The 13,921-nt window shown below is 70.8% G+C and carries 13 protein-coding genes; 8 read left to right on the plus strand and 5 right to left on the minus strand.

Annotated elements, in window-relative coordinates; all coding sequences use genetic code 11:
- Positions 1-3: 3 nt before the first annotated feature.
- Complete coding sequence (locus J3R08_RS10580) at positions 4-1,095, plus strand: alpha/beta hydrolase (RefSeq protein ID WP_280841902.1); 1,092 nt, start codon at positions 4-6, stop codon at positions 1,093-1,095.
- Between the two features lie 70 nt (positions 1,096-1,165).
- On the opposite strand, the gene J3R08_RS10585 is transcribed toward J3R08_RS10580, so the two are convergent.
- Positions 1,166-1,801, minus strand: a complete 636-nt coding sequence (locus J3R08_RS10585; protein WP_245255176.1) for a helix-turn-helix domain-containing protein — start codon at positions 1,799-1,801, stop codon at positions 1,166-1,168.
- A 436-nt stretch (positions 1,802-2,237) separates the two neighbouring features.
- Between J3R08_RS10585 and J3R08_RS10590 the strand changes: the two genes are divergently transcribed.
- From J3R08_RS10590 to J3R08_RS32690, 5 genes are all read left to right on the plus strand, one after another.
- Positions 2,238-3,293, plus strand: coding sequence for a dipeptidase (locus J3R08_RS10590; RefSeq protein ID WP_043325193.1), 1,056 nt, complete (start codon positions 2,238-2,240; stop codon positions 3,291-3,293).
- A gap of 31 nt (positions 3,294-3,324) precedes the next feature.
- On the plus strand, positions 3,325-4,938 hold the full coding sequence (locus tag J3R08_RS10595; RefSeq protein WP_158559980.1) for an ABC transporter substrate-binding protein: 1,614 nt from the start codon (positions 3,325-3,327) through the stop codon (positions 4,936-4,938).
- A gap of 64 nt (positions 4,939-5,002) precedes the next feature.
- Positions 5,003-5,869, plus strand: a complete 867-nt coding sequence (locus tag J3R08_RS10600; protein ID WP_209960979.1) for a tetratricopeptide repeat protein — start codon at positions 5,003-5,005, stop codon at positions 5,867-5,869.
- A gap of 1 nt (position 5,870) precedes the next feature.
- Positions 5,871-6,071: a tautomerase family protein gene (locus J3R08_RS10605; RefSeq protein WP_018786431.1), complete on the plus strand. Its 201-nt coding sequence runs from the start codon at positions 5,871-5,873 to the stop codon at positions 6,069-6,071.
- Complete coding sequence (locus tag J3R08_RS32690) at positions 6,068-7,048, plus strand: D-2-hydroxyacid dehydrogenase (RefSeq protein WP_064447412.1); 981 nt, start codon at positions 6,068-6,070, stop codon at positions 7,046-7,048. The genes J3R08_RS10605 and J3R08_RS32690 overlap by 4 nt, the downstream gene beginning before the upstream one ends.
- A 63-nt stretch (positions 7,049-7,111) precedes the next feature.
- On the opposite strand, the gene J3R08_RS10615 is transcribed toward J3R08_RS32690, so the two are convergent.
- Genes J3R08_RS10615 through J3R08_RS10630 form a run of 4 tightly spaced genes read right to left on the minus strand, consistent with a single transcriptional unit; the run spans position 7,112 to position 11,727 of the window.
- Complete coding sequence (locus J3R08_RS10615) at positions 7,112-9,298, minus strand: thiamine pyrophosphate-dependent enzyme (protein ID WP_374102405.1); 2,187 nt, start codon at positions 9,296-9,298, stop codon at positions 7,112-7,114.
- Between the two features lie 36 nt (positions 9,299-9,334).
- Entirely contained in the window at positions 9,335-10,240 is a 906-nt protein-coding gene (locus J3R08_RS10620; RefSeq protein WP_274477921.1) for an ABC transporter permease, read from the minus strand.
- The gene (gene nikB / locus J3R08_RS10625) at positions 10,230-11,177 is read right to left on the minus strand and encodes a nickel ABC transporter permease (RefSeq protein ID WP_030499628.1); all 948 of its coding nucleotides are present in this window, start codon (positions 11,175-11,177) and stop codon (positions 10,230-10,232) included. Before nikB ends, J3R08_RS10620 begins: the two co-directional genes overlap by 11 nt.
- A 19-nt stretch (positions 11,178-11,196) precedes the next feature.
- Complete coding sequence (locus J3R08_RS10630; RefSeq protein ID WP_030499629.1) at positions 11,197-11,727, minus strand: Lrp/AsnC family transcriptional regulator; 531 nt, start codon at positions 11,725-11,727, stop codon at positions 11,197-11,199.
- 120 nt (positions 11,728-11,847) lie between these two features.
- On the opposite strand from J3R08_RS10630, the gene J3R08_RS10635 reads away from it, so the two are divergent.
- Both J3R08_RS10635 and J3R08_RS10640 read left to right on the plus strand, forming a co-directional pair.
- A complete protein-coding gene (locus J3R08_RS10635; RefSeq protein WP_209960983.1) occupies positions 11,848-12,882 on the plus strand; it encodes an ABC transporter ATP-binding protein in 1,035 nt (344 codons plus the stop codon).
- Positions 12,882-13,919, plus strand: coding sequence for an ABC transporter ATP-binding protein (locus J3R08_RS10640; RefSeq protein ID WP_043325187.1), 1,038 nt, complete (start codon positions 12,882-12,884; stop codon positions 13,917-13,919). The genes J3R08_RS10635 and J3R08_RS10640 overlap by 1 nt, the downstream gene beginning before the upstream one ends.
- Positions 13,920-13,921 lie beyond the last annotated feature (2 nt).

Raw genomic sequence — 13,921 nt, forward strand, 5'->3', positions numbered from 1 at the left:
GCCGTGCGGCTCACCGTCGTGGTCGGCCCCGGCCTGGTGGCCGACACCGAACTGCTGGCGTCGCTCGTCGCCAGCAGCAGCGCCGAGCTGGACAGCACCGGCACGGTCGTCACCGCCGCCTCGACCGACGAGCTGCGCTCGCTGCTCGCCGCGGCGCAGGGCCCGACTGTGGTGCTGCCCGGCCCCACCACACCGGCCCGCGCCCTGATCGGCGCGCAGCCGCCGCACGCGGTCTGGTACGACCTCACCGTGGAGACGCCGGTCCCCGGCGCGGTCCACCTGGCCGGCCGGGGACTGTGGGGCGTGACCTGGGCGATCCGGCACGCCGTGCACCGCTTCCGCGCGCCGGCCGATCGGATCGCCTACGGTCCCGGCCCGGAGCAGTGGGGTGACCTGCGGCTGCCGTCGGACCCGCACACCGGGCCGGCGCCGGTCGCGGTGCTGCTGCACGGCGGATTCTGGCGGTCGGTCTGGGGCGCGGACCTGATGGACGCGCTCGCCGTCGACCTGGCCGCCCGCGGCTGGGCATCCTGGAACCTGGAGTACCGGCGCCCGGACCGGCACGGCTGGGACGCCACCACGGAGGACGTCGAAGCCGGCCTCACCGCGCTGCGGGACCTCGCCGCCGACCGGCCGCTGGACCTGGACCGGATCGTCGTCTTCGGCCACTCGGCCGGCGGGCAGCTCGCGCTGCGCGCCGCGGCGGACCTTGCCACGCGTACGGGCGGTCCGCGCGTCGCGCTCGCGGTGTCGCTGGCCGGGGTGCTCGACCTCACCGAGGGCGAGCGGCGCTTCCTCGGTGACGGCGCGATCGCCGCGGCGCTGGGCGGCTCACCGGCCACGGCCCCGCGCCGGTACGCCGAGAGCGACCCGATGCTGCGGCTGCCGACAGGGGTGCCCACGCTGCTCGTGCAGGGGACCGCGGACAGTCTCGACCTCGTCGACGCCAACCGGCGTTACGCCGCGGCGGCGGCAGCCGCGGGCGACGAGATCCGCCACCTGGAACAGCCGGGGGACCACTTCGCCGTCATCGACCCGGCGTCGGACATCTGGCGGGACACCATGACGGCAGTGGACGCCCGCCTCGGTAGGTGACGTCGCGCCCGCAACCGAATCGCCCTCCGAGTTCACGTAGGTGAACACGGAGGGCGGTTGGTGGCGCCGGTCAGAACAGCCGGGGCGTGACCACCGAGACCACTGTGGTGACCGAGTCGGTGTCGTTGTACATCTGGTGCGGCACCGACGAGCGCAGGTGCACGCTGTCGCCCGGGCACAGCCGGTGCTCCACGCCCTCGACCTCGTAGAGCAGCTCGCCGGAGATGACGTAGGCGAACTCCTCGCCCCGGTGGCCGTACGCGTTCTCCCGCCGCCCGCCCGGCGCGATGTGCACGAGCATCGGCTCCAGCACCAGGTCCGGCCCCCGGTCGGAGAGCATGCGGTAGGTCTGCTGCCCCGACACGTACTGCGTTGCCGACGTCTCCGCCCTGGTCAGCGTGAAGTGCCGGGGAAGCTGGGAGACGTTGCTGTCGGACGTGCCGTTGCCGGCGTCGAAGAAGTCGGCCACCGACTTGTCGAGGGCCTTGGCGACGCTGCCCAGCGCGGTCAGGCCGATCGAGGAGATGCCGCGCTCGACCTGGGACAGGAAGCCGATCGACAGGCCGGAGCGGGAGGCGAGGCCGCGCAGGGTGAGCCCGCGCTCCTTGCGGTAGCGCCGGATCCGGGCGCCGACCACCCCCGCCGGGGTGCTCTCGTCCGCGGGGCCGCCGGAGGCGGCCTGCTCCGACGGCGGCTGACTGTCCATGGACCGCACGGGGACCTCCTGTTGCGGTGGCGGGGGGATCCGCCCGGGATGTTCGATCCTATCGAACATGCCCGCACTTGTGCGAGGGGTGGAGCGCCGGCATTTCCGGTCCGCCGCGGCGGCGAAGCCGTGGTGCCGGCACCGTCGCGTCCAGCGCGATCGTCTGTTCGCAGTCGTACGGCCGGCCATCCGCTGCGGTCCACTGTGCGCGCTCCGGCACGAGTGCCCGTCGCGACTGTGCCTACTTGTCGTCCATAAGGGTCTTCTAGCGCTTTGGTGGATTCGCGCCGGACGGGCGCCCTCGATCGGTTTGCTAGAGCTATAACGACGAAATTCGTCGGTTCAAAGCTATCTACCGACGAGTTGCTGAGATTTCATGGACAACAACTGGCGTGGCTCGTAGAGTCTCGGCATCTTCCGATGATCTGGAGATGACGTGAAGACTGCCGCCACCGCCCAACCCGTTCGTTCCGCCGCCGACCTGCACGCCGCCGCAACAGTGGTGGACGGAAGCACGGTCATCGAGCTGAGCGACGCCCACCTCGACCGGATCCGGCGAGGAGGCGTCACCGCGGTCAACCACACGGTCACCCGGCCGTACGCGGACACCGTCACCGCCCTGCGCGAGGTCAACCGCTGCCGCAGGTGGATCGACGCACACCCGGACGAGGTGCTGCTCGCCCTGACCGTGGACGACATCCACCGGGCCAAGGCCGAGGGCAAGGAGGCCGTCATCCTCGGCCCGCAGGACACCGAGATGATCGGGGGTGACCTCGACCTGCTCGGCACGTTCCACGACCTGGGCGTCCGCATCCTTCAGCTGACCTACCAGCGGCAGAACCTGCTCGGCGCGGGCTGCGGCGAGGACACCGACTCGGGGCTGACGCACCGGGGCCGCGCCTTCGTCAAGGCGATGAACGAGCTGGGCGTGCTGGTCGACGTCTCGCACAGCGGCGAGCGCACCGGCCTGGACGCGATGGACGCCTCGGACAAGCCGGTCGTCGTCACGCACGCCTTCTGCGACGCGCTGTCGCCGCACATCCGCGCCAAGTCGGACGGATACCTGCGGCGCCTCGCCGAGCAGGGCGGCGTCATGGGCATCACCACCCTGTCGGGGTTCCTGTACCACCCGGAGGACCCGTCCCGTCGTCCGGACCTGACCCGCTTCGTGGAGCACGTCTGCCGTGTGGTGGAGGTGGCCGGCGTCGACCACGTCGCCGTCGCCACCGACTACGACGAGACGTGGACCGAGGAGATGCGGATCGCGCAGCTCAAGAGCATCGCGCAGGCGAACTCGAAGGAGCACCAGAACCTGCTCGGTGACTTCGGATGGGAGGAGCGCCGGGCGATCGGCATGGACGACGCCGCGGACTTCCCCAACATCACCGAGGCGCTTCTGGCCGGCGGATTCTCGCCGGAGGACGTGATCAAGATCCTCGGCGGCAACTGGCTTCGGGTCTATGGGGAGGCATGGAAGCCGGCCGCGCGATGAAGCGCTAATCGTGACACTGCCAAGGAGACTGATGCGTACCCGAATTCTGATGAGAGCGCTGGCGGTGGGCGTCGTGACGACGCTCGCGGCCGGCTGCGGAGGCGGCGAGCCGCCGTCGGGCAAGTCCGGTGGCAACGCCAGCGACGGCCTCACCAGCAACGTCAAGCTCGAGGACGAGACGCAGGCCGCCGGCACGCCGAAGTCCGGTGGCCGCCTGCGGATCATGATCCGGCTGGACGCCAACGAACTCGACCCGCACCGGATGTCGGAGACCTCGGCCTTCGTCATCAACGAGCAGATCTACGAGTCGCTCGTGCAGTCGTACCGGGGCGAGATCAAGCCGGCGATCGCCGAGTCGTGGGAGCTGAGCGCGGACGGCCAGACCGTGACGTTCAAGCTGCGCGACAACGCGTACTTCCACAGCGGCCGCAAGGTGACCGCCGCCGACGTGAAGTACTCGATCGAGCGGATCAAGGACCCGGCCACCCGGGCGCCGCGCGCCCGCAGCTACGAGGGCATCACCTCGGTCGAGGCGCCCGACGAGCGCACCGTCGTGATGAAGCTGGCCAAGCCCAACGCCGCCATCCTGACCCTGCTGTCCACCGCCGCGTCGTCGATCGTCGACCGGACCGTGGTCGAGAAGCAGGGCGACCTCAACGGCAGCGTCGACGGCGGCAGCGGGCCGTTCAAGCTCGCCGCCCGGACCACCGGCCAGGCCATCAAGCTGGACAAGCACGACAAGTACTGGGAGTCCGGGGTTCCGTACCTGGACGGGCTGGACTTCACGTTCAACCCGGACGACAACGCCCGCGCCGCCGCCGTGCGCAGCGGCACCGTCGACTTCCTGTGGCGGCCCGCGCCGGAGTTCATCGACGCGCTCAAGCGCGACGAGAAGCTCAAGTGGTACGGCGGCTCCGGCTCGCTGTCGCTGCACCTGCGGCTGAACACCTCGAAGGCGCCGTACGACAACGTCAAGGTCCGGCAGGCCATCTACCTGGCGCTGGACCGGCAGGAGATCCTGAACGTCGCCAACTCCGGCTTCGGCACCGCGCTCAACGCCGGCTACCTGCCGCCGGACCGCTTCGGCGCGCTGAAGGAGCCGGTGTACGGCAAGCCCGACATCGAGAAGGCCAAGGCGCTGCTGGCCGAGGCGGGTTACCCGAACGGCTTCGACGCCAAGCTCATGGTGATCGCCACCTCGGCGTTCCAGGTGCGCTCGGCGGAGGTGGAGCAGCAGCAGCTCGCCAAGATCGGCATCAAGGTGACGCTGGAGTCGGTGGAGTCCACCATCGCCGACACCAAGACGAAGTCCGGGGACTTCGACATGTACCAGTCCGGCTTCGGCCTGACCTACGACCCGGACGAGCGGTTCACCGCCAGCTTCCTCAAGGGCGGCGGCCTGAACTACGGCAACTGGTCCGACCCGGAGTACGAGGACCTGATCGTCAAGGCCCGCTCCGAGCTGGACAAGGACAAGCGCGCCCAGCTCTACCAGCAGGCCGAGAAGATCCTGGCCGAGCGGGGCCCGGTGGCCATGACCTTCCTGAACGCCGACTTCGACGTCGTGCAGAAGGACGTCATGGGTTACCGGGGTGACCCCACGCCGACCTACCGCTTCTACCGGCACCTCTGGCTCGACCGCTGACGAGTCGCGGAGGGGACGCCGGCCCACGGCGTCCCCTCCGCCGCACCGCGACGAAAGGCAATCCATGACGGCCGTACCCCTGACCCATCGCTACGTCATCGCCGCCCGGCTGAAGGGCTACCTCGGCAAGCACGAGGAGTCCGTGGCGCTGCTCACCGAGGCGCTCGAACTGGAACCGGACAGCCCGCGCCTGCTGCGTTTCCGCGGCCACCGGCGGATCTCCATCAGTGACTACGCCGGCGCGATCGCGGACCTGCGCGCCGCCGCCGACCAGCTCGCCGGCGTCGAGGACGAGTACGAGATGTACCAGCCGGAGGTGGAGAAGGACGTCGTCAGCCTGATCCTCGGCCGGCCCGAGGACGTGCGCCCGCAGCACCTCAGCAACACCGACGCCGCCGCGAACCCGGAGATCCTCGGCCGCTACAACACCACGCTGCACGCCTCCGTCTGGTACCACCTGGGCGTCGCCCAGTACCTCGCCGGTGACCTGGAGGGCTGCCTGCCCAGCTTCGCCGAGTCGGAGAAGGCGTCCCGGCACCAGGAGGGCCTGGTCGCGTCGCAGGACTGGCAGTACATGGCGCTGCGGCGCCTCGGCCGGACCGCCGAGGCCGAGGAGGTGCTCGACCGGTTCCGCACTGTCGACCTGGTCGACGAGCCGCACCTGGTCGGCTACGAGGGCCGGATGAAGCTCTACACCGGCGAGATCGGCCCGGACGAGCTGTGGGCGATGTGCGACGGCAACAGCCTCAAGACCGTCACCCAGGGGTACGGCCTCGGTAACTGGCACTACTACAACGGTGACGTCGACAAGGCGCGTGAGGTGTTCGACGGGGTGCTGAAGACCCGCGTCACGCACGCCTTCGCGTACCTGGCCGTCAAGGCCGAGTACGAGCGCAACCCGGACTTCGCGACCACGAGCAAGGAGAACTGAGATGGCAATCATCCGTGCCGAGATCGGCAAGCGGGACCAGGCCACCAAGGAAGCGATGATCGCCGACCTGACCGACGTGCTGGTCAAGTACGGCTCGCCGCGCGAGAACACCCACGTCCTGCTCTACGAGGTGTCGTACGACAACTGGGCCAAGGGCGGCGTGACGTACAACAACCGGAAGCGTGCGCAGGAGTCCTCGTGACCGGCGCCGCCGCGGGACCGCACATCCTGCTCACCCCCAACCTGTCGGACCTGCTCCCGCAACTGCGGGAGCGGTTCCCGCAGTGCCGGTTCAGCCCGGTACCGGACGGTGAGCCGGTACGCGACGAGTGGCTCGACGCCGAGGTGATCCTGCGCAGCGCGATGAACGAGGACACCTTCGACGAGCTGCTGGCCAAGTGCGACCGGCTGCGGTGGGTGCAGATCACCGCGGCCGGGTTCGACTGGGTGGGCGGCGAGCTGATGCAGCGCCGCCTCGCCGAAGGGCTGCTCTACACCCGGTCGCCCAACTCCTACAACGTGCCGATCGCCGAGTACGCCATCGGCGCGGTGCTGATGCGCTTCCGCGCGTTCCCGGAGCACCGGGAGGCGCAGGAGCGCCGGGAGTGGGTGCGGATCACCGGCCGGGACTTCATCGGCAGCACGATGCTCGTCTTCGGCACCGGCGGCATCGGCGGCGAGGTGGCCTGGCGGGCCCGCGCGCTCGGCGTCGACGTGATCGGGGTGAACCGCTCCGGCACTCCGGCCGAGGGCTTCGACCGGGTGATCCCGTACGCCGAGCACATGGCCGTGCTGCCGGAGGCCGACTCGGTGGTCCTGGCCATGCCGCTGACCACCGAGAACCGCTACTTCTTCGACGCCGAGCACTTCGCGGCGATGAAGGAGTCGGCGGTGCTGGTGAACGTCGGGCGGGGCGCGCTCGTGGTGGAGGACGCCCTGGTCGACGCGATGCGGTCCGGCCGGATCGCCGGCGCGGTGCTGGACGTGTTCGAGGAGGAGCCGCTGCCGGCCGACCACCGGCTGTGGGACCTGCCGAACACCACCATCACCCCGCACACGTCGTTCCGCGGCACCGGCAACCTCCAGCGGCTCTACGCCGACTTCTGCGTCAACCTGGAGCGTTACCTGGCCGGCGAGCAGCTGGCCGGCCTGAAGCGGCAGCCCGACCTGGGGTACTGAGGCGGCCGAACGAGAGGCGGCCCACCGGATCGATCCGGTGGGCCGCCTTCGTCGTGCCGTACGTCAGTCGAGCAGCGCGCGGGCCGCAGTCAGCACGTCGTGTTCACCGAGCAGGACGTGGTCGGCCGCCGGGCCCAGCGGGACGTAGCTGTCGACGCTGTTGACGCGGGAGATCCGCCCCGGGTAACCGGCGTCGACCAGGGCGGCCACCACCGCCTCGGAGACGCCGCCGCCGGCGCGGGTCTCGTCCACCACCAGCACCCGGGGTACGCCGTCGAGCGCGGCGAGCATGCTCGCGGCCGGCAGCGGCGCGAGCCACTGCAGGTCCACGACGCGGGTGCCGGCGCCCCGCTCGGCGGCCAGCGTCTCGGCCACCCGCAGGCTCATCGGCACGCCGTTGCCGAACGTGACGAGCGCCAGGTCGTCGCCGTCGCGTACGGTCCGGACCTGTCCGAGCGGCGCCTCGGTGGCCGCCCACTCGTCCGGCGGGGCGTACCGGGCCAGCCAGCTGCCGTCGCCGTCGCTGTGCAGGTCACGGGTGTGGTAGAGCGCGATCGGCTCCAGGAACACGCAGACCCGCTTCTCCTGCTCGGCCAGCGCGAGGCACTGCCGCAGCAGCGCCGGCGCGGTGGCCGGGTGGGAGGCGACAGCCAGCGCCAGGCCGGGGATGTCCCGCAGCACCGCCACCGAGTTGTCGTTGTGGAAGTGCCCGCCGAACCCCTTCTGGTACGCCAGCCCGGCGATCCGGACCACCATGCCGTTGCCGTACTGCCCGTCGGAGAAGAACCGCAGCGACGCGGCCTCGCCGCGCAGCTGGTCCTCGGCGTTGTGCAGGTAGGCGAGGTACTGGATCTCCGGGATCGGCAGCGTGCCGGCCAGCGCGCCGCCGAGCGCCACCCCGAGGATGGTCTGCTCGTCCAGCAGCGTGTCGAACACGCGGTTCGCGCCGAACGCCTTGCGCAGCCCGCGGGTGGCGCCGTAGACGCCGCCCTTGCGGGCCACGTCCTCGCCGAAGACCTGCGCCTGCGGCCAGGTGAGCAGCGCGTCGTGCAGCGCGGCGTTGACCGACTGGGCGAGCGTGAGCGGCCCGCGCGACTCGGGGAGCCGGCCGCCGAACACCTTCTCCCGTCCGGCGCCGGCCCGTCCGGCGGCCGCGCTGACCCGGTCGGTCCGGCGTTCGGTCAGCGGAGCGGTCACCGCCGCCGCGTCGGGCAGCCGCTCGACCCGCCCGAGCATCGCCTCGGCCTGGTCCATGACCAGCTTGCGGGTCTGCTCGTAGCGGGCCAGGCTCTCGGCCGGGGCGAGGATGCCGCGCCGGGCCAGCACCGCCGCCGTGGCCAGCAGCGGGTCGCGGGCGTAGTCGGCGAGGATCTCCGACCGGGACCGGTACGCCAGCTCGGCGTCGGAGCCGGCGTGGCCCATGAACCGGACCGTGCGCAGGTGCAGCACGGCGGGACGGCGTCCGGCGCGTACCCGATCGGCCACCTCGCCCGCGACGGCGAGCAGCCGCGCGGGATCGGCGCCGTCGACGGCGGTGTAGTCCAGGGCTGGTAGCGCGGACAGCATCCGGTCCACCCAGCCGTGCGGGGACCGGGTGCTGATGCCGATGCCGTTGTCCTCGCAGACGAACAGCACCGGCATCCCGAGCCCCTGGTGGGCGGCCCACCCGACGGCGTTCAGCGCGCCCGCCGCGGTGGAGTGGTTGGCCGAGGCGTCGCCGAAGCTGCACACCACCACCGCGTCGGCCGGGTAACCGGTGTCGCCGACGCCCCGCTCCAGCGCGAACGCCATGCCCATCGCGCGGGGCAGGTGCGAGGCGATCGTCGAGGTCTGCGGGATGACGTTCAGCGCCCGGTGCCCGAACACCTTGTGCCGGCCGCCGGAGATCGGGTCCCGCCGGGACGCGGCGGCGGAGTGCAGCACGTCGGTGATCGGGGTGGAGCCGGGGACCTGCCCGGCCCGGGCGGCGTAGAAGCCGCCGGACCGGTAGTGCAGCAGCGCCGGATCGGTCGGCCGCAGCGCCAGCGCGACGGCGGCGTTGCTCTCGTGGCCGCTGGATCCGATCGTGTAGAAGCCCTCCCGTTTCGACTGCAGCCAGCGCAACGCGAGGTCGAGGTGGCGGCTCTGGATCTGGGCGTCGAAGTAGTCGAGCAGCAGGCCGGCGTCGATCTCGACGTCCGGCGACGGGTCGGCGGGCGCCGCGGCGCCCGCCGACCATTCCGACAGTTGACGAACCAGGTGTTCGTCGATGGTTTCCACGTTGCTCCTTGCCGGGGGTGCGAGGGGTCAGCGGCTGGAACGGCCGCGCAGTCGCGGGTCGAGCACGTCGCGGAGGGTGTCGCCCAGCAGGTTGAAGCCCAGCACCGCGATCATGATGCAGACGCCGGGGACGACCGACGGCCAGATCGACATCTCCATGAACGCCTTGCCGCTGGAGAGCATCGACCCCCAGGACGGCTGGGGCGGCTGCACGCCGAGCCCGAGGTAGCCCAGGGACGCCTCGACCAGGATGGCGGTGGCCAGGCTCGTGGTGAACTGCACCGCGATCGGGGCGACCGAGTTGGGCAGGATGTACTTGAAGATCAGCCGGGCGTTGGTGAGCCCGACCGCCTGGCCGGACTCCACGTACGGCTCGCGGCGCACCGACATCGCCGTGCCGCGTACGACCCGGGCGAAGCTCGGGATGAACACGAGGATCAGGGCCAGGATCAGGTTCTCGGTGCCGGGGCCCCGGGCGGCGACGACCGCCAGCGCGAGCAGCAGCGTGGGGAAGGCGAACATGATGTCGGTGGCCGGGGTGATGATCGCGTCGAGGAAGCCCCGGTAGAAGCCGGCGAGCAGTCCGAGCAGGACGCCGATCGCGCCCGCGCAGGTCACCACGATCAGGCTGACCGTCAGCGAGGTGCGTGCGCCGTACAGGGCGCGGCTGAGCAGGTCGCGGCCGGCCTCGTCGGCGCCGAGCAGGAAGTCGCCGCCGGGCGCGGCGAGCCGCTGGTTGGACATGGCGGTCGGGTCGTACGGGGCGATGAGCGGGGCCAGCGCCGCCGCGCCGACCATCAGCACCACGATGACCAGGCCGATGGCGCCCACCCGGTCGCGCCAGATCAGGCGTAGCAACTCCAGGCTGCGGGGGGTCCGGCGAGTGGACGCCGCCTCGGCGGGGCGGCGGTCGGGGGCGGTGTCAGTGACCACTGCGCAACCTCGGATCCAGGTAGGTGTAGATGAGGTCTACGAGGAAGTTGACGACGACGTAGAAGAAGGCCAGGAAGAGCAGGGTGCCCTGGACGACCGGGTAGTCGCGCTGGGAGATGCCGCGGATGACCATCGTCCCCAGGCCCGGCCAGGCGAACACCTGCTCGACGATGACGGTGCCGCCCAGCAGCGCGCCGGCCTGGATGCCCAGCACCGTCACGACCGGGATCAGCGAGTTGCGCAGCGCGTGCCGGGTCATGACCACGCGCTCGCCGAGGCCCTTGGACCGGGCGGTGCGTACGTAGTCCTGGTTGAGCACCTCCAGCATGCTGGAGCGGGTCATCCGCATGCTGATCGCGGCGAGGCTGGAGCCGAGCGTCACGGCGGGGAGGATGAGGTGCTTCAGGGTGCCCCAGAAGCCCTCACCCTCACCCGCGCCCTGGGACGGCAGCCAGCCCAGCGACACCGAGAAGACGTACACCAGCAGGATGCCGAGCCAGAAGTTCGGCAGCGACAGCCCGACCAGCGAGCCGACCCGGGTGGTGGCGTCCAGCAGCCCGTTGCGCTTGGTGGCGCTGAGCACGCCGAGCGGGATGGAGATGAGGATCGAGACCAGCAGCGCCGACACGGCCAGCAGCAGCGTGGACGGAAGGCGCTGCATGATCTCTTCGAGCACCGGCTGGCCGGTGCGCATCGAGGTGCCGAAGTCGCCCTGGACCAGGGCGCCGAGCCACCTCAGGAACTGCTCGTACACGGGCATGTCGAGCCCGAAGTAGCGGCGCATCTCCGCCTCGATCGCGGGGTCGCCGAAGTCCTGACCCATGATCGAGCTGATCACGTCGCCGGGGATCATGCGGATGACCAGGAATGAGATCACCGAGATCCCGAAAAGGACTGGAATAACCGATAAGAGACGGGTCAACGTGATGCGCAGCATTGCGGGTTTCTCCGGTCGGTCAGGTGTCAGCGCCGGGTGTGCCGGGGTCGGCTTCCGCGTCCCAGCCGGCTTCCTCGTCCCCCGTGACGGCGATGTCGCGCGCCCATTCGTGCGCGCGCTTGGCGACCCGTAGCACCATCACCGACCGGCTCTCCATCACCCCGTCGAGGTTGCCCAGCCGCTCCGTCCAGAACCGCCGCATGGCGTTGCTGGAGGCGAAGTAGCCGACGGCGATGATGTCGAACTGGCCGGTCACGTGGTAGACGTACGCGATCTCCGGCATCCCGGCGAGCTTGTCGATGAGCCTTTCTGTGGCACCCGGAGCGCTCTGGATCTCGAACAGCGTGTGCACCGGCCGCCCCATGAAGGCGGCGCTGGGAATCGCGGCGAACTGCAGCTGACCCTCGGTGACAAGCCGTTCCACCCGGCGTCGTACGGATCCCTCGGAGAGGCCGACCTTCGCCGCCAGCGCGACGTTCGTCTGCCGTGGATCCTGAACGAGCTCCCGGATGATGCTGCGATCTTTCTCGATCGAGCTCTTGGATGCCATCTCGCTCCAACTCTTAGTGACGGAATTCGTCGCTGCCGGGAGCCTAGACGACGAACATCGTCTGTGCAACACTCCCGGATGACGAATGGTGGCGTTCGGGAGTTTAACTCAGGGGGATCGATGGCCTTGTTGGAGGTCCGGGATCTGCGCACCGAATTCCGCGGCGCGCGGGGCTCGGTGACGGCGGTGGACGGGGTGTCGTTCACTGTCGACGCAGGGGAGATGGTCGCCCTCGTCGGCGAGTCCGGCTGCGGGAAGTCGGCGACCGCTCAGTCCATCATGGGCCTGATCGTGCCGCCGGCCGGCCAGGTGACCGGTGGCCAGGTGCTCTTCGAGGGACGGGACCTGCTGCGACTGTCCGCGCGGGACCTGCGCGCGGTGCGCGGCAAGGGCATCTCGATGATCTTCCAGGATCCGATGACCTCGCTGAACCCGGTGCTGACCGTGGGCCGGCAGATGACCGAGGCGCTGGAACTGCACCTCGGGATGAGCCGCCGGGCCGCGCGCAAGCGGGCGGTCGAGCTGCTGGACATGGTGCGGATCCCGGCGGCGGAGACCCGGCTCAGCTCGTACCCGCACCAGCTCTCCGGCGGCATGCGCCAGCGCGTCATGATCGCCATGGCGCTCTCCTGCCGGCCGCGGCTGATCCTCGCCGACGAGATCACCACCGCGCTCGACGTCACCATCCAGGCGCAGGTGCTGGACCTGCTGCGGGAACTGGCCCTGGAGACGCGCACCGCGGTCCTGTTCATCACGCACGACCTCGGCGTGGTCGCCGGCATGGCCGAGCGCGTCAACGTCATGTACGCCGGCCAGATCGTCGAGCGCGCCGGGACCGTCGACCTGTTCCACCAGCCGCAGATGCCGTACACCTGGGGTCTGCTCGGCTCGGTGCCCCGCCTCGACCAGGCCCGCGGCGGCAAGCTGCGCCCGATCGCCGGCCGCCCGCCGGAGCTGTCGGAGATCCCACCCGGCTGCCGCTTCGCGCCGCGCTGCGTCCACGCCCGCGACGTCTGCCAGGACAAGGCGCCCGGCCTGACCACCGTCCCGGCCCGCGACCAGCTCACCCGCTGCTGGGGCATGCGCCCGGCGGACCAGGGCGGCTGGCTGACCACCGAGGACCGCTTCGCCGACCAGAGCGCGGAGGTGCGCTGATGACGACCCCTGCCCCCGACACCGCCCCGGACCCGCTGCTGCGCGTGCGTGACCTGGCCGTCGACTTCAAGGTGCCGGTACGCGGCTCGATGCTGCCGGCCCGGCTGCGCGCGGTCTCCGGCGTGGACCTCGACGTCCGGCGCGGCGAGATCATCGGCGTGGTCGGTGAGTCCGGCTGCGGCAAGTCCACCACCGGCCGCGCCATTCTCCAGCTGCTCAAGCCCAGCCAGGGCACCGTCACGTTCGACGGCACCGAACTGACCACGCTGGACCGGCGGCGGATGCGGGCCATGCGCCGGCAGATGCAGATGATCTTCCAGGACCCGTTCGCCTCGCTGAACCCCCGGATGACCGTCGGCGAGCTGATCGAGGAGCCGCTGCTCGTGCACTCCGACCTGCCGGCGGCCGGGCGGCGGGCCAAGGCGCTGCAGACCATGCAGATGGTCGGGCTCAGCGAGAAGTGGCACGACAGGTACCCGCACGAGTTCTCCGGTGGCCAGCGCCAGCGCGTGGGCATCGCGCGCGCCCTGGTCAGCAACCCGCAGTTCATCGTCGCCGACGAGCCGGTCTCCGCGCTCGACGTCTCGGTGCAGGCGCAGATCGTCAACCTGCTGGAGGAACTCCAGGAGGAACTGGGCCTGACCATGATGTTCATCGCCCACGACCTGGCCGTCGTCCGGCACCTCTGCGACCGCATCGCGGTGATGTACCTCGGCTCGGTCGTGGAGGTGGGGGAGTGCGAGGACATGTACGACCGGCCGCGCCACCCGTACACCCAGGCCCTGCTTTCGGCGGTGCCGATCCCCGACCCCCTGGTCGAGACCGAGCGCCGGCGGGTGATCCTCAGCGGTGACGTGCCCAGCCCGCTGAACCCGCCGTCCGGCTGCCGCTTCCGGACCCGCTGCTGGAAGGCGCAGGACATCTGCGCGACCGAGACGCCGAAGCTCACCGGCGCCGGGCACCAGGTCGCCTGCCACTTCCCGGAGAACACCGACCCGCGGGGCGAGCCGCTCGCCGCCGCCGGCGCGGGGCGGTAGAC

Origin of the sequence: Micromonospora sp. HB375 (assembly GCF_017872985.1) — a bacterium.
Lineage (GTDB): Bacteria > Actinomycetota > Actinomycetes > Mycobacteriales > Micromonosporaceae > Micromonospora > Micromonospora chalcea.